Origin of the sequence: Martinezella paranaensis (genome assembly GCF_014200235.1) — a bacterium.
GTDB classification, from domain to species: Bacteria; Pseudomonadota; Alphaproteobacteria; order Rhizobiales; family Rhizobiaceae; genus Rhizobium; species Rhizobium paranaense.
Genome location: NZ_JACHBI010000004.1, coordinates 270,591 through 289,422, shown reverse-complemented (window position 1 = coordinate 289,422; position 18,832 = coordinate 270,591). Strand labels below are relative to the sequence as shown.

The 18,832-nt window shown below is 60.4% G+C and carries 21 protein-coding genes; 13 read left to right on the top strand and 8 right to left on the bottom strand.

Annotated elements, in window-relative coordinates:
* Positions 1 to 17 precede the first annotated feature (17 nt).
* Both mtaB and dapF read right to left on the bottom strand, forming a co-directional pair.
* Positions 18 to 1,292 (bottom strand): tRNA (N(6)-L-threonylcarbamoyladenosine(37)-C(2))-methylthiotransferase MtaB, encoded by a 1,275-nt coding sequence (gene mtaB / locus GGD50_RS12650; RefSeq protein WP_107109642.1) that lies wholly within the window; start codon positions 1,290 to 1,292, stop codon positions 18 to 20.
* Positions 1,289 to 2,194, bottom strand: a complete 906-nt coding sequence (gene dapF, locus GGD50_RS12645; RefSeq protein WP_107109643.1) for a diaminopimelate epimerase — start codon at positions 2,192 to 2,194, stop codon at positions 1,289 to 1,291. The genes mtaB and dapF overlap by 4 nt, the downstream gene beginning before the upstream one ends.
* Positions 2,195 to 2,458: 264 nt before the next feature.
* Between dapF and GGD50_RS12640 the strand changes: the two genes are divergently transcribed.
* Positions 2,459 to 2,875: a hypothetical protein gene (locus GGD50_RS12640; RefSeq protein WP_107109644.1), complete on the top strand. Its 417-nt coding sequence runs from the start codon at positions 2,459 to 2,461 to the stop codon at positions 2,873 to 2,875.
* Positions 2,876 to 3,043: 168 nt separating this feature from the next.
* On the opposite strand, the gene GGD50_RS12635 is transcribed toward GGD50_RS12640, so the two are convergent.
* The gene (locus GGD50_RS12635; protein WP_107109645.1) at positions 3,044 to 4,063 is read right to left on the bottom strand and encodes an MBL fold metallo-hydrolase; all 1,020 of its coding nucleotides are present in this window, start codon (positions 4,061 to 4,063) and stop codon (positions 3,044 to 3,046) included.
* Positions 4,064 to 4,389: 326 nt separating this feature from the next.
* On the opposite strand from GGD50_RS12635, the gene ffh reads away from it, so the two are divergent.
* The 6 genes from ffh to GGD50_RS12605 all read left to right on the top strand — a co-directional run bounded on the left by ffh (position 4,390) and on the right by GGD50_RS12605 (position 8,999).
* Positions 4,390 to 5,970 carry a signal recognition particle protein gene (gene ffh / locus GGD50_RS12630; RefSeq protein ID WP_107109935.1) on the top strand — a complete coding sequence of 527 codons (1,581 nt, stop codon included), beginning with the start codon at positions 4,390 to 4,392 and terminating at the stop codon, positions 5,968 to 5,970.
* A 17-nt stretch (positions 5,971 to 5,987) separates the two neighbouring features.
* Entirely contained in the window at positions 5,988 to 6,290 is a 303-nt protein-coding gene (locus GGD50_RS12625) for a chorismate mutase (RefSeq protein WP_034481598.1), read from the top strand.
* Positions 6,291 to 6,405: 115 nt separating this feature from the next.
* Positions 6,406 to 6,765, top strand: coding sequence for a 30S ribosomal protein S16 (gene rpsP / locus GGD50_RS12620; RefSeq protein ID WP_107109646.1), 360 nt, complete (start codon positions 6,406 to 6,408; stop codon positions 6,763 to 6,765).
* Positions 6,766 to 6,887: 122 nt separating this feature from the next.
* Positions 6,888 to 7,460 (top strand): ribosome maturation factor RimM, encoded by a 573-nt coding sequence (gene rimM / locus GGD50_RS12615; protein WP_107109647.1) that lies wholly within the window; start codon positions 6,888 to 6,890, stop codon positions 7,458 to 7,460.
* Between the two features lie 7 nt (positions 7,461 to 7,467).
* Entirely contained in the window at positions 7,468 to 8,160 is a 693-nt protein-coding gene (trmD, locus tag GGD50_RS12610; RefSeq protein ID WP_107109648.1) for a tRNA (guanosine(37)-N1)-methyltransferase TrmD, read from the top strand.
* A 191-nt stretch (positions 8,161 to 8,351) separates the two neighbouring features.
* Positions 8,352 to 8,999, top strand: a complete 648-nt coding sequence (locus GGD50_RS12605; protein ID WP_107109649.1) for a VOC family protein — start codon at positions 8,352 to 8,354, stop codon at positions 8,997 to 8,999.
* 95 nt (positions 9,000 to 9,094) lie between these two features.
* Here the strand turns inward: GGD50_RS12605 and GGD50_RS12600 are convergent, their stop codons facing one another.
* Positions 9,095 to 10,549, bottom strand: coding sequence for an NCS1 family nucleobase:cation symporter-1 (locus tag GGD50_RS12600; protein ID WP_107109650.1), 1,455 nt, complete (start codon positions 10,547 to 10,549; stop codon positions 9,095 to 9,097).
* Between the two features lie 348 nt (positions 10,550 to 10,897).
* On the opposite strand from GGD50_RS12600, the gene rplS reads away from it, so the two are divergent.
* The 5 genes from rplS (at position 10,898) to leuC (ending at position 14,989) form a co-directional block, all read left to right on the top strand.
* Positions 10,898 to 11,440, top strand: a complete 543-nt coding sequence (gene rplS, locus GGD50_RS12595; RefSeq protein WP_107109651.1) for a 50S ribosomal protein L19 — start codon at positions 10,898 to 10,900, stop codon at positions 11,438 to 11,440.
* Positions 11,441 to 11,640: 200 nt separating this feature from the next.
* Entirely contained in the window at positions 11,641 to 12,438 is a 798-nt protein-coding gene (locus GGD50_RS12590) for a basic amino acid ABC transporter substrate-binding protein (protein WP_107109652.1), read from the top strand.
* A 34-nt stretch (positions 12,439 to 12,472) separates the two neighbouring features.
* Entirely contained in the window at positions 12,473 to 13,297 is an 825-nt protein-coding gene (locus GGD50_RS12585) for an amino acid ABC transporter permease (protein WP_107109653.1), read from the top strand.
* 89 nt (positions 13,298 to 13,386) lie between these two features.
* Entirely contained in the window at positions 13,387 to 13,509 is a 123-nt protein-coding gene (locus GGD50_RS33225; RefSeq protein WP_280749438.1) for a hypothetical protein, read from the top strand.
* A 70-nt stretch (positions 13,510 to 13,579) separates the two neighbouring features.
* Positions 13,580 to 14,989, top strand: coding sequence for a 3-isopropylmalate dehydratase large subunit (gene leuC / locus GGD50_RS12580; RefSeq protein WP_107109654.1), 1,410 nt, complete (start codon positions 13,580 to 13,582; stop codon positions 14,987 to 14,989).
* 96 nt (positions 14,990 to 15,085) lie between these two features.
* Here leuC and GGD50_RS12575 read toward each other — a convergent pair whose 3' ends face one another.
* Positions 15,086 to 15,985 carry an EamA family transporter gene (locus tag GGD50_RS12575; protein WP_107109655.1) on the bottom strand — a complete coding sequence of 300 codons (900 nt, stop codon included), beginning with the start codon at positions 15,983 to 15,985 and terminating at the stop codon, positions 15,086 to 15,088.
* A gap of 81 nt (positions 15,986 to 16,066) precedes the next feature.
* On the opposite strand from GGD50_RS12575, the gene GGD50_RS12570 reads away from it, so the two are divergent.
* Positions 16,067 to 16,579: a MarR family winged helix-turn-helix transcriptional regulator gene (locus GGD50_RS12570; RefSeq protein WP_107109656.1), complete on the top strand. Its 513-nt coding sequence runs from the start codon at positions 16,067 to 16,069 to the stop codon at positions 16,577 to 16,579.
* A 42-nt stretch (positions 16,580 to 16,621) separates the two neighbouring features.
* On the opposite strand, the gene GGD50_RS12565 is transcribed toward GGD50_RS12570, so the two are convergent.
* Genes GGD50_RS12565 through GGD50_RS12555 form a run of 3 tightly spaced genes read right to left on the bottom strand, consistent with a single transcriptional unit; the run spans position 16,622 to position 18,784 of the window.
* Positions 16,622 to 17,335: an SDR family oxidoreductase gene (locus tag GGD50_RS12565; RefSeq protein WP_245407523.1), complete on the bottom strand. Its 714-nt coding sequence runs from the start codon at positions 17,333 to 17,335 to the stop codon at positions 16,622 to 16,624.
* A 50-nt stretch (positions 17,336 to 17,385) separates the two neighbouring features.
* Entirely contained in the window at positions 17,386 to 18,375 is a 990-nt protein-coding gene (locus tag GGD50_RS12560; RefSeq protein WP_107109658.1) for an aldo/keto reductase, read from the bottom strand.
* 13 nt (positions 18,376 to 18,388) lie between these two features.
* A complete protein-coding gene (locus tag GGD50_RS12555; protein ID WP_107109659.1) occupies positions 18,389 to 18,784 on the bottom strand; it encodes a (R)-mandelonitrile lyase in 396 nt (131 codons plus the stop codon).
* Between the last annotated feature and the right edge of the window lie 48 nt (positions 18,785 to 18,832).

Sequence of the window (18,832 nt, the reverse complement as noted above, 5' to 3'; positions counted from 1 at the left end):
TCCGTGAGCGAGTAGGATCAGGCCGCGTCGGCGGCCGCAAGTTGCATGTCGAGATGCTTGCCATTGTGGCCGGTGATCGCCACCTGCACAAGGTCGCGCGGCCTGAGGCTTGGGGCTGCGACAAGCGTGAAGTTTTCCGTATGCGCCAGCCCGTTATTCTCCACAAGCAGCCATTGCCGCGTGCCGACCATGGAGTCGAGATGGGACTGATGCAGCTTTTGTCCAGCCAAGCGCAGCCGTGCAGCGCGTTGCTTGATCAACGCGCGGTCGAGCTGCGGCATCCGAGCGGCCGGCGTACCGGGACGCGGGCTGTAGGGAAAGACATGCAGATGCGCAATGCCAACCTCTTCCGCCAGACTGACGGCGTTTTCGAACATCGCGTCCGTTTCGGTCGGAAAACCGGCGATCATATCGGCGCCAAAGCTCATCTCCGACCGAAGACGGCGAGCATCCTCGATAAAACGGATAGCATCGGCGCGTGAATGCCGCCGCTTCATCCGCTTCAGGATCATGTCGTCGCCATGCTGCAGCGACAGATGCAGATGCGGCATGAAGCGCGGCTCGTCGGCGATCAGATCCATCAGATGTTGGTCGGCCTCGATGCTGTCGATCGAGGATAGCCGCAGGCGGCGGATCTCGGGAACCTGCTTCAGCAGCGTCTTTGCCAAGAGGCCGAGCGTCGGCGTTCCCGGCAGGTCGGCGCCGTAACTGGTGGCATCGACGCCGGTCAGAACGATCTCGCGGTAACCGCTTTCGACGAGATTGCGCGCTTGGCTCACCACCGCACCCATCGGCACGGATCGCGAATTGCCGCGGCCATAGGGGATGATGCAGAAGGTGCAGCGATGGTCGCAACCGTTCTGTACCTGAATGAAGGCGCGTACGTGCCCGTCGATATGCCTGATCATCTGCGGCGCGGTCGCGCGCACGCTCATGATGTCGTTGACGCGCAGCTTCTCTTCGGCTGAAACGCCGAAATCCGGCAGGGAACGATAGGAAGCACTCGTCAGCTTCTCCTCGTTGCCGAGCACGGCATCCACTTCAGCCATTTCGGCGAAAGCATGTTTTTCTGTCTGCGCGGCGCAGCCGGTGACGATGATGCGAGCATGCGGATTGTCGCGCCGCGCGCGGCGGATCGCCTGGCGCGCCTGTCGCACGGCCTCGCCGGTGACGGCGCAGGTATTGACCAGGATGGCATTATTGAGCCCCGCGGCTTCCGCCTGCGACCTCATCACTTCGGATTCATAGGTGTTGAGACGGCAGCCGAAGGTGATGACCTCGACCCCGCTCACCGCGCCTGAGCCCCCTGCTCCTGATCGCGTGCCCAGCTCCCCGTTACGGGATCGACGACACCAGACCATTCCCATTCCGCCGGACCGGTCATGACGACGTGATCGTCACTTTCCCGCCATTCGATGGTGAGCTGGCTCGGCGCAGGAGCAGAGGCGACGTCGATCGTCACCTTGCGGCCGGTGCGGCCGGTGCGCGCCGAACTGACGGCGGCCGAACAGGCGGCCGAGCCGCAAGCAAGCGTCAGCCCCGCGCCGCGCTCCCAGGTGCGCGTGCGCAGCGTGGTCGGCGAAAGCACCTGCGCCAAGGTGATATTGGCGCGCTCGGGAAACATCGGATGGTTTTCGAGCAGCGGTCCAAAGCGGGCGAGATCGTAAGACATCGGGTCCTTGTCGACCCAGAAGATCGCATGCGGATTGCCCATCGACATGGCCGAAGGCGAATGCAGGACAGGATTGTCGATCGGCCCGATCTGCAGCTCGATACGGCGCGTATCGGCGAATTCCTCGGCGAGCGGGATCTTGTCCCAGGCGAAGACCGGCTTACCCATATCGACCGAAATCGTGCCGTCCTCGTGCTCGACGGCATTCAGAATGCCGGCGACCGTTTGGAAGGTGAATATCTTCTTGCCGGTCTCGGCGGCCAGCGCCTGCACGACGCAGCGCGTACCATTGCCGCAGGCCTGCGCCTTGGTGCCATCGGAATTCAGAATATCGATCCAGGCGTCGGTGCCTTGCGCCTTCGGGTCGTGGATCGCCATGATCTGATCGAACTCAGTGGCCGGATCGGCATTCAGCGCAATCGCCGCCGCCGCTGTCACCACATCTTTCCGGCCACGCATGTCGACAACCAGGATCTTGTTGCCAAGCCCGTTCATCCGCGCGAATTCGACCGTATTGCTCATGCTGGTATGTCCGTCAGTGTTTTCGAGCTGTATATGGCGGAAATGCGGGGGAATTACCAGTGGCATGATGACTCCCTCTGCCCATCTGCGAGGAGAGGGCCCACACATTGGCGCAAAGTGCAAGAGACGGCCTTGTCTGGCTGGCAATGTTTCGCCTTCCACCACCACGGGCCGCAACGCAAGCTGCACGAGACCTCCTTTTCTCCTTTACTTACTTAAATTACTATTTTAACTTTCAATTGCGGACTATCAAAGGAGGCCTGCATGACAGAACTGCGGACTATTGAAATTGACTTCGACGTGCATAAACGGATCGAGCTAGCGCGACAAAGTTTTGCTGAAACGCCTAACACCGTGCTTCGGCGCCTGCTCCAAATCGAAGGCCAAGCGCATGCCACCCAAGTCACACCTAGTGGAAGCCGTCCTTGGGCAAGCAAAGGCGTCACACTACCACACGGCACCGAACTACGGATGGAATACAATGGCCGCGTTCATACGGGCATCATTCAAAACGGGGCATGGATGGTCGAAGGGGATCGGTACACCAGCCCTTCTGCGGCGGCCGGCGGTGTCGCTCTAACAAAAGACGATAAGCGAACTAACCTTGACGGTTGGAAGTACTGGCACATAAGGCGGCCGGAAGAAGCAAAGTGGATCGCTATCAGCTCACTCCGACGCTAAGCAGCTTCGAAGGCAAGGAGCATCGAGATATCTCGTTTTGGCGAACTCGCGTCACTGATAAAGAATACAAAGCTCCTATCTGCTGGCACTACAGTGATGATCTAAACGGTTGGGCAGGCGATCGTTCCAATCCAACTCCTCCCCACATCACTGTCAAAGTGTTTGGTCTTAAACCATCGGCACATCGAACACTTCCCCCGCTCTCAGCGGTCGGAACCGATCCGCTTCCACGCCCTCGGCCTTCAGGGCCGCGTCCAGCGCGTGAACCGGCGCATCGATCGCCTCGTCGGTGAGCTGGAAGGTCGCGAAATGGTGGCCGGCGACGTGGGCGGCGTTGCAGAGCTTCATGCCCTTGACCGCTTCTTCCGGATTCTGATGCTGGCCCTTCATGAACCAGCGCGGTTCGTAGGCGCCGAAAGGCAGGATGGCGAGGCGGAAGCTGCCGTGTTTTTGCCGCGCGGCCTCATAATTCAAGCCGCCATGAAAGCCGGTATCGCCAATATGGTAGATCTTGCCGGCAGGCGTCGTGATGACGAAAGCGGCCCAGAGCGCCATGCGACGGTCGCCGGCGCCACGCGCCGACCAGTGATGGCAAGGCTCGGCATCGACCGTCACCTTGTCGGCAATGGCGATGCGATCGCCCCAATCCATTGTCGTGATCTGGGCACCGGGCGCCCCACGGCGGATAACGGCATCGTTGCCGAGCGGCGTGAGGATTTTTGGCGCGTGCGTCTCGTGCAGCCGCTTCAGCGTCGCGAGATCGAGATGATCATAGTGATTGTGCGAGACCAGCACGAGATCGATCGGCGGCAGGTCTTCGAAGCGGATACCGGGCGGAACCGCCCGTTTGGGGCCGATGAAGGTGAAAGGGCTCACGCGTTCCGACCACACAGGATCGGTCAATATATTGAGACCGGCCGCCTGGATCAGCATCGAGGCATGGCCGATCATGGTGACCCGCAAGACGTCGCCGAAAACACGCCTGTCGGGCCTGGCCGGCGGAAACAGGCTGACGACCGGACGAGGCCAACGCGCCCGCCCGCCGCCAAGTTTCCATTTCAACAGGTCACTAAGACCACCCGGTTCCACGCCGCCCGGATTAAAGAAGCGTAGCCCGTCGAAGTGATCGGAGATTGGACCTTGATAATAGGGGTTCGATGTCTTCCTGGAACCGGATCTATCTGTCATGAATACGCCGATGGATTTTTCTCTTGGCTGAGATGTGGGTTAAACATCAGGGTTTTGAAAGCCTTTCCGCCCTCTCGGCTTGACTTTCCCACCCGTTTCCTGTTTATCCCCACCAATCTGCGACGAGCACAAGCCTCCGAGCCACCGACCGGGACCCGTTAAGGTATAAAGAGATCCCGGAGGTCAACACCCGACAGCGCGATGCGCCCTCGGGTGCTTTTTGGCTTTGCGTCTTGTTTTCGTCATGGAAAAGCACGACGTTTTCGGGCGAGGAACCGCGCAAGTTGCGCAAGTCCAAATCCCAAGCGATCGATAAGGAAGAACTGATGTTTGAAAACCTCCAGGACCGTCTTGGTTCCATTCTGAATGGACTGACTGGCCGCGGCGCGCTTTCGGAAGCCGATGTTTCCGCAGCACTTCGCGAGGTTCGCCGCGCGCTGTTGGAAGCCGACGTGGCGCTGGATGTCGTACGCTCCTTTACCGATCGCGTCCGTGAAAAGGCCGTAGGCGCCGAGATCCTGAAGTCGATCAAGCCCGGCCAGATGGTCGTCAAGATCGTCCATGACGAACTGATCGAAATGCTTGGCGGCGAAGGCGTCGGCATCGACCTCAACGCGCCGGCCCCGGTCGTCGTCATGATGGTCGGTCTGCAGGGCTCCGGTAAGACCACTACGACCGCCAAGATCGCCAGCCGCATGACGAGCCGCGACCGCAAGAAGGTCCTGATGGCCTCGCTCGACACGCGCCGTCCGGCCGCGCAGGAGCAGTTGCGCCAGCTCGGTGTTCAGACGCGCGTCGACACCCTGCCGATCATCGCCGGCCAGTCGCCGACCGATATCGCAGCGCGCGCCGTGCAGGCCGCCAAGCTCGGCGGTCATGACATCGTCATCCTCGACACCGCCGGCCGTACGCATATCGACGAGCCGCTCATGGTCGAGATGGCGGATATCAAGAAGAAGTCCAATCCGCACGAAATCCTCCTGGTCGCCGATAGCTTGACCGGTCAGGACGCTGTCAATCTCGCCCGCAATTTCGACGAGCGCGTCGGCATCACCGGCCTCGTGCTGACCCGTATGGACGGCGACGGCCGCGGCGGTGCCGCCCTTTCGATGCGCGCTGTCACCGGCAAACCGATCAAGCTGATCGGTGTCGGCGAAAAGATGGGCGAGCTGGAAGAATTCCATCCCCGCCGTATCGCCGACCGTATCCTCGGCATGGGCGACATCGTCTCGCTGGTCGAGAAGGCGGCGGAGAATATCGACGCCGAGAAGGCGGCCGCCATGGCCGCCAAGATGGCCAAGGGCAAGTTCGATCTGAACGACCTGGCCGACCAGCTCAGGCAGATGCAGAAGATGGGCGGCATGGGCGGCATTATGGGCATGATGCCCGGCATGGCCGGCATGAAGGACAAGATGGCCGCTGCAGGCCTCAACGACAAGCTCTTCGGCCGCCAGCTTGCCATCATCTCCTCGATGACCAAGGCCGAGCGCGCCAATCCGGACCTCTTGAAGCATTCCCGCAAGAAGCGCATCGCTAGCGGCTCCGGCACCGATGCCGCCGACATCAACAAGCTTCTGAAGATGCACCGCCAGATGGCGGACATGATGAAGATGATGGGCGGCAAGGGCAAAGGCGGCATGATGAAGCAGCTTATGGGCGGCCTTGCCGGCAAGATGGGCCTCGGCGGCGGCATGGGCGGCATGCCTGACCTGTCGAACATCGATCCCAAGCAGTTGGAAGCCCTGCAGAAGCAGGCGGAAGCCGCTGGTCTCGGACGTCCCGGCGGTATGCCGGGCGGATTGTCCGGTCTTGGCGGCGGTGGCGGTTTGCCGGGTCTCGGCGGCGCCAAGCTCCCCGGCCTCGGCGGTGGTTTGCCGGGACTGCCCGGTTTGCCGAAGAAGAAGTGAGAAGGATCGCAGACCCCATGATTGATCCAGACGTCAAAGCCCAACTGGGCAACTACCGCCAGTCGATCGACAATATCGATGCCGCACTGGTGCATATGCTGGCCGAACGCTTCCGCTGCACAAAGGAAGTCGGTGTGCTGAAGGCCAAATACAATCTGCCGCCGGCCGACCCGGCGCGCGAGGAATACCAGATCGAACGCCTGCGCCACCTGGCAAAGGACGCAAATCTGGACCCGGATTTCGCCGAGAAGTTCCTGAACTTCGTCATCAAGGAAGTCATCCGGCATCATGAACAGATCGCTGCTGATCTCAAAGCATGATCCCGAAAAGTGTGAAGCGGTTTTCGGAAGAGATCATGCGACACGCAAAACAGCAGCGCGAAGTAACCATACCGCCAAAACGAAGCGGTCAAGAAAAGCCTAAGGAGTAAAGAACATGGCACTGAAAATTCGTCTCGCCCGCGGTGGCTCCAAGAAGCGCCCGTATTACCACGTCGTCGTAGCCGACGCCCGTTCGCCCCGCGACGGCCGTTTCCTGGAGACCCTCGGCTCCTGGAACCCGATGCTTGCCAAGGACGACGCCAAGCGCGTTGAACTCAAGGCCGAGCGCATCAAGCATTGGCTCGACCACGGCGCCCAGCCGACCGACCGCGTTCTGCGCTTCCTCAACGAAGCCGGCATCGCAACGCGCGAAGCCAAGAACAACCCGGAAAAGGCAAAGCCGGGCAAGCGCGCTCAGGAACGCGCTGCTGAAAAGGCACAGAAGGCTGCCGACGCCGCCGCTGCTGCTGAATAATCAGCCGCAACGACCATTTGAAACGGGTGGCATGGCGACATGCCGCCCGTTTTTTGTTCCCATCGGCGAGCGTTCATCCTATGAGAGAACGCAATCGATCCTCTGGCAGTCGGCACAGGACCATGACGAAACTTGAAAATCCGGTATTGATGGCCACTATCGGCGCCGCACAGGGCCTGAGAGGCGAAGTGCGCGCCCGCGCATTTACCTCCGATCCCGCAGCACTGGGCGATTACGGCCATCTGCACAGCCTCGACGGCCGCAGCTTCGAGGTGTTGGAAATCCGCGAAGCCAAGAACGTGGTGATCGTCCGCTTTCGCGGCGTTAACGACCGCAATGCTGCCGAGGCGCTGAACGGGCTGGAACTCTATATCGAGCGCGACAACCTGCCCGACGACGAGCTGGAGGACGACGAATTCTTCTATGCCGATCTCGAAGGCCTGGAAGCGGTCGACGACAAGGGCACCGGCTACGGCACGGTCAGTGGCATCTATGATTTCGGCGCCGGCGATCTCCTGGAGCTGAAGGGGCCGGGTAAACGCCCGGTGCTCATCCCATTCTCTGAGGCTGCCGTGCTGGAAATCGACTTGGAAGGCGGCAAGATTCTCATCGATCCGATGGCTGCCGGCCTGATCGACAACCCCGATGATTTCACCGGCAAGCCACCGAAGCGGCCCGGTAAAGCAAAGAAGTGACCCGGCCATGAGTTTCCGGGCAACCATCCTGACCCTGTACCCCGAGATGTTTCCTGGCCATCTCGGCGCGTCCCTCGCCGGCAAGGCGATGGAGCGCGGGCAATGGTCGCTGGACACAGTGCAGATTCGCGATTTCGCCACCGACAAACACCGAACCGTCGATGACACGCCGGCTGGCGGTGGCGCCGGCATGGTGCTGAAGCCCGACGTTCTCGCCCGCGCCATCGACCATGCGAGCGAAAACGACGATCGCCCGCGCCTGCTGATGAGCCCCCGTGGAAAACCGCTGACGCAGAAGCGCGTTCGGGAACTTGCTGCCGGCGACGGCGTCATCATCGTCTGCGGCCGTTTCGAAGGCGTCGACCAGCGGGTGATCGACGGGCGCAATCTCGAAGAAGTCTCGATCGGCGATTACATCCTTTCCGGCGGCGAGCCGGCGGCGCTGATCCTGCTCGACGCCATCGTCCGCATTCTGCCCGGCGTCATGGGCAACGATCTTTCCGGCCTGCACGAAAGTTTTGAAGGCGGCCTGCTCGAACATCCGCAGTATACGCGGCCGCAGATCTGGGAAGGCCGCGAAATCCCCGCGGTACTCACATCAGGCAATCACGGCGCCATCGCCAAATGGCAGAGGCAAGAGGCGGAGAAGCTGACGAAAGAACGCCGGCCGGATTTGCTTGATCAAACGCCCAGGGAATAGCGGATCGAAGGCGATGGGGCGCTTGCCAAAACCTCATTGATCAATCGAAATTTTACACAATCCCGGGTAGCGCATTCTCCCGCTAATACCTCAGGGTAATTGATCTGGCTGCGTGCCATCCCTATTATCCGCCTGCTTGAATTTGAACATGTGTCATTCCTCTCAAGGCACCCAAACCTAAGGAGCTGAGCATGAGCAATTCCCTTGATATGAAATTCGAGATTGTCGTCATCCCAGTTTCGGATGTCGATCGCGCCAAGCGCTTTTACGATGGGCTGGGTTGGAGGCTCGACGCCGATTTCGCCTCTGACGATGGCGGCTACCGCGTCATCCAGTTTACGCCGCCGGGTTCCGGCTGCTCTGTTATCTTCGGCAAGAACGTCACTGGAGCAGCACCCGGCTCCGCAAAGGGCCTATACCTGATTGTCTCCGACATCGAAGCCGCCCGCAAGGAGCTGCGCAGCCGCGGCGCCGAGATCAGCGAGGTGTTCCACGACGCCAGCGGCGTTTACGCTGGCGCGGACGAACCCTACCTGTTCGGGCGTGTCCGGGTCAGCGGTCGAGATCCCGATCAACGCAGCTACCGCTCCTTCGCATCGTTCAACGATCCGGATGGCAACGGCTGGCTATTGCAGGAGATCACAGGAAGATTGCCCGGACGCGTGGACGCGAGCGCGACGACATTCACCTCGCCGACCGATCTCGCAAGCGCGCTCCGCCGTGCTGAGATGGCCCATGGCGAGCACGAGAAGCGGACCGGCCAGCGCGATGAGGAATGGCCGACGTGGTATGCCGAGTACATGGTCAGCGAGCAGGCGGGCAAACCGCTGCCGTTATAAACTGCACGGCTGGATTTGCTTGATCCGCCACTTCAGAAGTGGCGGATCAAAGCTTCTTGGCAGAAAGGCCCGACCGAAGAAGCCGGGCTCAGATGTTACTTCTGCAAAGCGGCAGCGGCCGGCGCGGCGCGCATCCTGAGCACGTAATAGACCCCGCCGCCGATGGCGACGCCGAAGAACCAGCCGTAGGTTCCCCACCAATCCGGCAGGATGCTGGTGAAGGTCGGCAGGATCGACGAGAACAGGCCGCCAATGACGAAGGCGATCAAAGCGTTGAGGTGCCAACCGCTCTGGAATTCGAACTCGCCGTTCTCATGATAAAGCCCCTCGACGTTTAGCTGACCTTTTCGGATCAGATAGTAGTCGACCATCATGATACCGAAGATCGGACCCATGGTGGAACCGATGAAGTTGACGAAATGCGCGGCACCCGTCTCCCATGGCGCAAAGGGATAAAGCACCAGCGCAATCAACGCCGCGATCAAGCCACCGCGCTTGAAGCTGATATGCTTCGGGAAGACATTGGCGAAGTCGAAGGCCGGCGAGACGAAATTCGCCACGACGTTGATACCGAGCGTCGCCACCGCGAAGGTGAGCGCCGCCAGCAAGGCCAGGAACCAACTGTCGAATTTTGCCGAGATCGCTTCCGGATGCAGCAGCACTTCGCCATAGACGGCATATGCCGCCGTCGTCGTCACGCCCGCAACGAGGCAGAACGCCAGAAGATTGATCGGCAGACCCCAGAGATTGCCCTTGCGCAGGGTTTTCGTGTCCGTGGCGTAGCGCGAGAAATCGCAGAAGTTCAGATAGAGCGCTGCGAAATAGGTGATCCAGGTGGCGGCGACTGCGGCAAGCGCGGCAAAGCTGCCGGGTTCACCCGGCACGCCGGCATCCTTGGTCTTTTCGAGCAGCACGTCCCGCGGAATTTCGGAACCGAAGGAGAAGGTGCCGGACTTCACAATCAGATAGACCGCGAGGAAAAGCATCATCACCCAGACCGCAGGACCGGCCAAATCCTGGAACTTGCGCACCGTCTCCATGCCATGCTGAATGATCAGCAACTGCAGGCCCCATACGACGACGTAGCAAATGACTTCCAGGGTGGAATGGCCGAGCAAATGGCTATTCTGATGGAAGGCAAGAAGACTGTCGTTGCGGATCAGCAGCGCGACGATCGCGCCCGAGGCGGCGGCCGTCTGCGCGCCATACCAGAAGCAGGCAACGACGGCGCGCACCAGCGCCGGCAGATTGGCGCCGAACGTGCCGAACGAAGCACGCGCCAGCACCGGGAAGGGCACGCCGGTCTTTACGCCGGCATTGCCCACGAGGCTCATGAAAAAGAAAATCACCAGCGAGCCGATGCCGATGGCGATGACGAAATTGATGAAACTGCCGCAGAGCAGAAAAAGGCTCGCGGCCAGATAATAGCCCCACAGGCTGTGGACGTCTGAGGTCCAGACGTTGAAAATGCTGAAAGCCCCCCACTTTCGTTCTTCGGCTGGCGCCAGATCCACGTTATAAAGCGAGGGCGATGGATTATTCACTGTCATAGCTGCCTCTTTTTTAGTTCCCCTGACGATTAAGTGTGCAGCACGACTTGAGTTTTGACAATTATTTAAACGCTTCCGATATCGGCTTATTTTTTAGCCAGTAAAAGGAGCGAGTCCTCGCAAAAGCGGACGTTTCGCGCATGAAATTGCCTCGCAAGGGGTGACAAAGCCGCGACAATAGGATATGTGCGCGCCCGGCATGGGAAATTTCCCATCAACCACCAAAGAAAAGCAGACGTATTCGCTCCTGCCTTTGCGGGCATATATCCAAGGCGAGACTTCAGGGTCCGACCAAAGATAGATTGTTCAGGGCGCTCTGGCTGTTGAACCAACAAAGAGGTTGATAACATGAACATCATTCAGCAGTTGGAAGCCGAACAGGCCGCCAAGATCGAAGCCAAGCGTACCCTTCCCGAGTTCTCGGCCGGCGACACCGTCCGCGTCAACGTGAAGGTCACGGAAGGCAACCGTACCCGCGTTCAGGCCTATGAAGGCGTCTGCATCGCTCGCTCCGGCGGCGGTCTGCAGGAAAACTTCACGGTCCGCAAGATCTCCTACGGCGAAGGCGTCGAGCGCGTATTCCCGGTTTACTCCCCGATGATCGAAAGCGTCGAAGTCGTTCGCCGCGGTAAGGTCCGTCGCGCCAAGCTCTACTACCTGCGCGATCTGCGCGGCAAGGCTGCCCGTATCGTTGAAAACACCGGCACGCGCGCCCGCAAGCTCAACGATTCCGAGCGCCAGGCCATTGCCGAGGAAAAGGCTCGCGTCGAGGCTGAAAAGGTTGCCGCAGCTCAGGCTCTCGCAGCCGAAAAGGCAGCAGCGGAAGCCGCCGAAGCAAAGGCAGCAGCAGAAGCCGCTGCAGCCGCCGCCGCGGAACCGGCAGCAGAATAAGCTTTCCCCTGGGATTGCAGAGATCAAGGCGGCCTTCGGGTCGCCTTTTTTGTTGCGAGGAAAAAGACGAAGGAAAATTCTCCACAGACCACAAGCTTTGGAGCGGCTTTTCTGTTTTTATCATCGCCATCATGGCAATAGCCTTGCCATCCGCTTTCTAAATATGACAATTTTCCATCACGCTATCCGGGGAGATTTCCATGGCATTCCGTCGTTCGTTCCTTGTGGGCCTCACCGCCCTCGTGCTTGCACCCTTTGCCTCCTTCGCCGCCGACCTGCCGAATCTGAACGGCAAGACTGTGGTCGTCGTCACCGAGAATGCCTATCCGCCCCTGCAATTCGTAGACCCCAAGTCCGGCAAGGCGATCGGTTGGGAATATGACGCGATGAACGAGATCGCCAAGCGGCTGAACTTCAAGGTCGAGTACCAGAACACGAGCTGGGACGCGATGATCCAGGCCGTCTCCGAAAACCAATACAACATCGGCATGACCGGCATCACGATCAAGGAAGATCGCAAGCAGAAGGTCGACTTCTCCGATCCATATATGCGCTCGCAGCAGTTCATGCTGGTGCGTAGCGATGAAAAGCGTTTTACCGACGCCAAGAGCTTCGCCTCCTTCAAGGAAGGCCTGGTCGGCGCGCAGCCGGGCACGACGCCCTTCTACACCGCCGTCTATGAAGTGCTCGACGGCAATGAGCAGAACCCGCGCATCAAGCTGTTCGAGACCTTCGGCGCGACCGTGCAGGCTCTGAAGACAGGCGATGTCGACGTGGTTCTGACCGACGGCACCGCCGGCAAGGGTTATGTCGACGCTTCGAACGGCGCACTGAAGCTGACCGGCGATCCGCTCGGCACCGAGGATTTCGGCTTCATCTTCCCGAAGGGCTCCGATCTCGTTGCTCCGGTCAACGCCGCCATCGCCAGCCTGAAGGCGGACGGCACCTTCGACGCCCTGAACAAGAAGTGGTTCCTCGATTACAAGATGGGCCAGTAAGCCGCATGCTGACTAAAGCTGGAAGCCCGCTCTGATGGTGCAGCAAGCAGGCCCGGGCGGGCACCATAGCAAGGACGACTTTCCCTGGTGGCTGGTCGTCCTTGTTCTTATCGGCATAGTCATTGCAATCGCCATCGTCACCAGCGATCTCTACGCGCAGGTCTTCACGACCGTCGTCCGAGGCATCGGTACGACGATCTTCGTCACGATCGTCGCCTTCACGTTGGCGATGGCGCTCGGCCTCGGCGTCGCGCTGCTCGGTCTTACGGACAGCCTGATCCTGCGCCAGACCTCCCGCTTCTATGTCGAAGTCATTCGCGGCATCCCGATCCTGGTGCTGCTGTCCTATATTGCCTTCGTCGGCGCGCCGGCCTTCGTCGCGCTCTACAATACGGTCACATCGCCGCTTGCCGCAGCCGGCTGGACCGAGCCGCTTCTGGTGCGCGACGTGCCGTTGATGTGGCGAGCGATCGTCGCCTTGATGATCGCCTATGCCGCCTTCATCGCCGAAGTCTTCCGTGCCGGCATCCAGGCCGTCGATAACGGTCAGATCGAGGCGGCGAAGGCACTTGGCCTGTCGCGCTACCGGCGTTTCCGCCATGTCGTCGCGCCGCAGGCCTTTCGCGTCATTTTCCCGCCGCTCTCCAACGATTTCATTGCGATGGTGAAGGACAGCTCGCTGGTTTCCGTACTCGGCGTCGCCGACATCACCCAGCTTGCCAAGATCTACTCCTCCGGTTCCTTTCGCTATTTTGAAAGCTACTCGATCCTCGCCTATATCTACCTGATCCTGACGGTCGGCCTGTCGCTGGTGCTGCGCAGGTTCGAGAAACGGATGCGCGAACGGCATAGACGGTGACGTTGGATCGACTTCGCGGTTTTGTGCGACAGAATGCTGTCACATCGCCACCATTGCCGAAGGTTTTGAAAATTGGTATGAGCATCGGCATGAATAAGATCATGAGCAAAGACGGACAAGTCGTCACGGCTTTCGTGCTGCAGGACCACAAGCGCCTGCCGGCCCGATTCTTTGCGATGATTTCGGGCGCGCTCAACAGCCGACTTCGCTGATCACTCCCGAGGCCGACGGTCCTGATCCGTCACCCCCCATTTTCGACAATGCCAATATGGATTTGTAGCCATGAGCGCTCCACGCACCCTTTACGACAAAATCTGGGATGACCATCTCGTTGACGCCCAAGACGATGGCACCTGTCTTCTCTACATCGACCGTCACCTCGTTCACGAAGTGACGTCGCCGCAAGCCTTCGAAGGCCTGCGCATGACTGGCCGCAAGGTCCGCGCGCCGGAAAAGACGCTCGCCGTCGTCGACCATAACGTCCCCACCTCGCCCGATCGCCATCTCGGCATCAAGAACGAGGAAAGCCGCATCCAGGTCGAGGCGCTCGCCAAGAACGCCGCCGAATTCGGTGTCGAATACTACTCCGAGAACGACAAGCGCCAGGGTATCGTCCACATCATCGGCCCCGAGCAGGGCTTCACCCTGCCCGGCATGACCATCGTCTGCGGCGACAGCCACACCTCGACCCACGGCGCCTTCGGCTCGCTGGCGCACGGCATCGGCACGTCCGAAGTGGAGCATGTTCTGGCGACCCAGACGCTGATCCAGAAGAAGGCGAAGAACATGCTGGTGCAGGTCGACGGTCAGCTTCCGCCCGGCGTCACCGCCAAGGACATCATCCTCGCCATCATCGGCGAGATCGGCACCGCCGGCGGTACCGGCTACGTCATCGAATATGCCGGCGAAGCCATTCGCGCGCTGTCGATGGAAGGCCGCATGACCATCTGCAACATGTCGATCGAAGGCGGCGCCCGCGCCGGCCTGATCGCGCCGGATGAGACCACCTTCGAATACATCAAGGGCAAGCCGCGCGCGCCGAAGGGCGAAGCACTGGAACAGGCAGTCGCCTACTGGAAGACGCTGAAGTCGGACGAAGGCGCGCATTACGACCGCGTCGTCAAGCTCGATGCCGCAAGCCTGCCGCCGATCGTCTCCTGGGGCTCTTCGCCGGAAGACGTCGTCTCCGTGCAGGGCATCGTTCCGAACCCAGACGAGATCCAGGACGAGACCAAACGTGCCTCCAAGTGGCGTGCGCTCGACTATATGGGCCTGAAGCCGGGCACGCCGATGACCGAGATCAATATCGACCGCGTCTTCATCGGCTCCTGCACCAACGGCCGCATCGAAGACCTGCGCGCTGTCGCCAAGGTCGTCGAAGGCAAGACGGTGGCCTCGACCGTCAACGCCATGATCGTTCCGGGCTCCGGCCTGGTGAAGGAACAGGCGGAAGCCGAAGGCCTCGACAAGATCTTCAAGGCTGCCGGTTTCGACTGGCGCGAGCCGGGCTGTTCCATGTGCCTCGCCATGAACGACGACCGCCTGAAGCCGGGTGAGCGCTGCGCTTCGACCTCGAACCGCAACTTCGAAGGCCGCCAGGGCTTCAAAGGCCGCACGCATCTGGTGTCGCCCGCCATGGCCGCAGCCGCCGCGATCGCCGGCCACTTCGTCGATATCCGCGAATGGAACTGATCGGTTTTAGATAACCAATGGAAAAGGCGGCTTTCGGGCCGCCTTTTTTGTTTGGCTCAATGGAGAGAGCACTGATCAGCTCCCCACCTCGCTACTCTATCGTTCCGACGCGATTGCCGGATCGGCGGGCGCTGATTTCCTGACGGAAGGAAGCTGCTGCGCGCGTTGACTGAGCCAGACACTGCCGAGCACGATGGCAATGCCCAGGATCTGAATCGGGCTGAGTTGCTGGTCCAGCACCCACCAGCCGAGGATCACCGCGGTCATCGGACTGAGAAAGCCGAGCGGCGAGACGACGGATGGCTCCAGCCGCGACAGGCCGCGAAACCAGAGAATATAGGTGAGCGCCGCTCCAATGAGGCCGAGATAGGCAAAACCCAAGATATTGGCGGCAGTTGGAAAGGGAAGCGGCGGTTCCATCATCAGGGCGAAAGGCAGCAACAGCAAGCCGCCTGACGTCAATTGCCAAGCGGTGAAGGTGAGTGGCGAGACATCCGGCCGCCAGCGCCGGCTGAGCACAGTGCCGGTCGCCATGGAGACGGCACCGCCAACCCCAGCCGCAATGCCGAGAGGATCGAGCGCCGCCCGCGGCGTAAGGATCAGGAAGGCGACGCCGACAATGCCTGCAAGGGCCGCCACAATGGAAAGGCCGCGGATCGGCGAGCCGAGCAAGAGCCGCGCGAGCACGATGACGATCAACGGCTGTATGGCGCCGACGGTCGCCGCCACTCCGCCCGGCAACCGATAGGCCGAGATAAACAGCATCCACCAGAAGACGGAGAAATTCAGCGCCCCGAGGGCGAGCGACCTCGCCCACCAGATGCCATGCGGCAATCGCCGGACAATGGCGAGCAGAAGCAGCCCGGCGGGCAACGCACGCAACAAGGCGACCGTCAGTGGATAGCCGGCCGGCAGAAGTTCCGTCGTTACCAGATAGGTGCTGCCCCATATTGCCGGCGAGACGGCGGTCAGTAACAGGTCGGAATTGCGCGTCATGTCATACGTCCGAATTTATCTTGACCTCAAGGTAATTCAAAATATCTTGACGTCAAGATTTTTCCATGGCGATGTCTCGGCATGGATCGCATCGACAAGATTCTTGCCCAATGGAAAAGGGAACGGCCCGATCTCGACACCACTCCGATGGGATTGATCGGCCGCCTCGGAAACGTCGCCCACCATCTCGGCCGCGAGATGGAGAGGACTTTCGCGCAATTCGACTTGAATCGCGCAACCTTCGACGTGCTGGCGACCTTGCGCCGCTCGGGAGCGCCCTATGCTCTCTCACCCAGCGATCTCATGGCCGCCATGATGGTTACCTCCGGCACCATGACCAACCGCATTGATCAACTGGAAAAAGCAGGTCTCGTTGCCCGTAGTACGAACCCCGAAGACGGCCGCAGCTTTCTGGTATCGCTGACCGAAAAAGGATTTGCGCTGATCGACAGCGCAGTGGCGGCCCATGTCGAGACACAGGCCCGTCTTGTCGCAGGTCTGTCAGAGGAAGAGAGAGCAGCGCTGAACGCTTTGCTCGGCAAATATTTGGCCGACCTCGAAACCCCTGCGCTGGAGAACTCCGCCGCAAACTGAACCTCCGAAAAGTGGCCCGCAGATCACGGGCCACTTTCACGCTCAATATTCTTGTCGGGTCGGCCTGAACAGGATCTCGTTGATGTCAACGTCTTCCGGCTGGCTCATGGCAAACGCAACCATGCTCGCAAAGGAATCGGCGGGAATAGCAAGTTCATAGACCTTCCGGACACGCTCGGCGACGTCGGCTTCGGTGATGCTGTCGGGAAGTTCGGTTGCGACCGCACCGGGCGAGATAATGGTTGTCCGGATGTTGTAAGGTTTGACCTCCTGCCGCAGCCCCTCGGAGATCACCCGCACACCATGCTTCGTTGCGGCATAGACCGCTCCTCCCGGATTGACCTTGTGGCCGGCCACCGAGGACACGTTGATGATGTGACCGCTCTTCTGCGCCTTCATGTGGGGCAGCGCCGCGCCGATGCCGTAAAGTACGCCCTTGAGATTCACATCGATCATGCGATCCCAATCCTCAATCCTGCAGCGCTCCAGAGGGGAGTGCGGCATCAGCCCGGCATTGTTGATGATGACGTCGATGCGGCCGTGGAGCTTCACTGCATGATCGACGAGACGCTTGACCTGCTCGAACTGCGTCACATCAGTCTGCAGAACGGCTTGAGGATCCAGCGAAAGCTCTTCGGCAAGAGTCTTCAAGCGATCGAGACGACGAGCGCCGAGCGCCAGTTTCGCTCCGTCTTTCGCCAGACGGCGGGCAGCCGCCTCGCCGAGGCCACTGCTTGCTCCGGTGATGACAACCACCTTGTCCGTGATGCCTTTGTCATGGCTTTTCCTTTCCGGGCGGCTTGCCCTTAGCGGTTGACCCTTGCTTGCAGATGCGGAGGATAACGGTCCCCCTGCACAGCGATCTGCGAAAGGGCATTTTCGATATTGCGGAGATCGTCGGTGGTAAGCGTGACATCAGCCGCTCCGATGTTCTCCTCAAGCCTGTGCATCTTGGTGGTGCCGGGGATCGGAACGATCCAGGGCTTTTGCGCGAGCAGCCAGGCAAGGGCGATCTGAGCCGATGTTGCCCGCTTCTGCACCGCGATCGTGCCAAGCAGATCGACAAGGGCTTGGTTGGCTTTTCGGGCTTCCGGCGTGAAGCGCGGCACGATGTTGCGGAAGTCCTTGCTGTCGAATGTGGTGTTTTCGCTGATCGCGCCAGTGAGGAAGCCTTTCCCCAACGGGCTGAAGGGAACGAAGCCGATGCCAAGTTCTTCGAGTGTCGGCAGAACCTCTTGTTCCGGCTCTCTCCACCAGAGCGAATATTCGCTCTGAAGGGCTGCGACCGGTTGGACCGCGTGAGCACGCCGGATCGTCTGCGCGCCGGCCTCCGACAATCCGAAATGCTTGACCTTGCCTTCCCGGAACAGATCCCTCACCGCACCGGCGACATCCTCGATCGGGACATTCGGATCGACGCGATGTTGATAGAACAGGTCGATGACGTCGGTCTTCAGGCGTTTCAGGGCGGCTTCGGCAACGCTGCGGATGTGTTCCGGCCGGCTGTTCATGCCGCTCTGGCCGCCATTCGCATCGAATTCGAAACCAAACTTCGTTGCGATCACGACCTTTTCCCGAATGGGCGCCAAGGCTTCGCCCAGAAGCTCCTCATTCTTGTAGGGGCCGTAGGCTTCGGCGGTGTCGAAGAAGGTGACGCCGCGTTCGAAGGCCGAGCGGATCAGCTTGATTGCCTCCTGCGTGTCCGTTGCCGGGCCATAGCCATAGCTCAAGCCCATGCAGCCGAGACCGAGGGCTGAGACTTCGAGACCGTTGTTTCCAAGTTTGCGCATCTGCATGGCTTCTTCTCCCTCAGGCTTGATATTGCTCGTCGCTGACATGCTCCATCCACTCGACGACCTTGCCGTCGCGGTGTTCCTGGATGGCGATATGAGTCATGGCCGTGGTGGAAGAAGCGCCGTGCCAATGCTTCTCGCCCGGAGCGAACCAGACAATATCCCCTGGCCGTATCTCTTCGATCGGGCCACCCTCGCGCTGCACCCGGCCGAGCCCGGCCGTCACGATCAGGGTTTGGCCGACGGGGTGGGTATGCCATGCCGTGCGAGCGCCCGGCTCGAATGTGACGCTGGCAGCGGCCGCACGCGTGGAATCATGGGGTTGGAACAGCGGATCTATACGCACCGTTCCCGTGAACCAGTCGGCCGGTCCCTTGCCCGATGGCTGCGAACCGTTTCGTTTGATGTCCATGATCTTTGTCCTTTATCGAAAGGCAGCACGATGAAGTCGGCTGCTGAT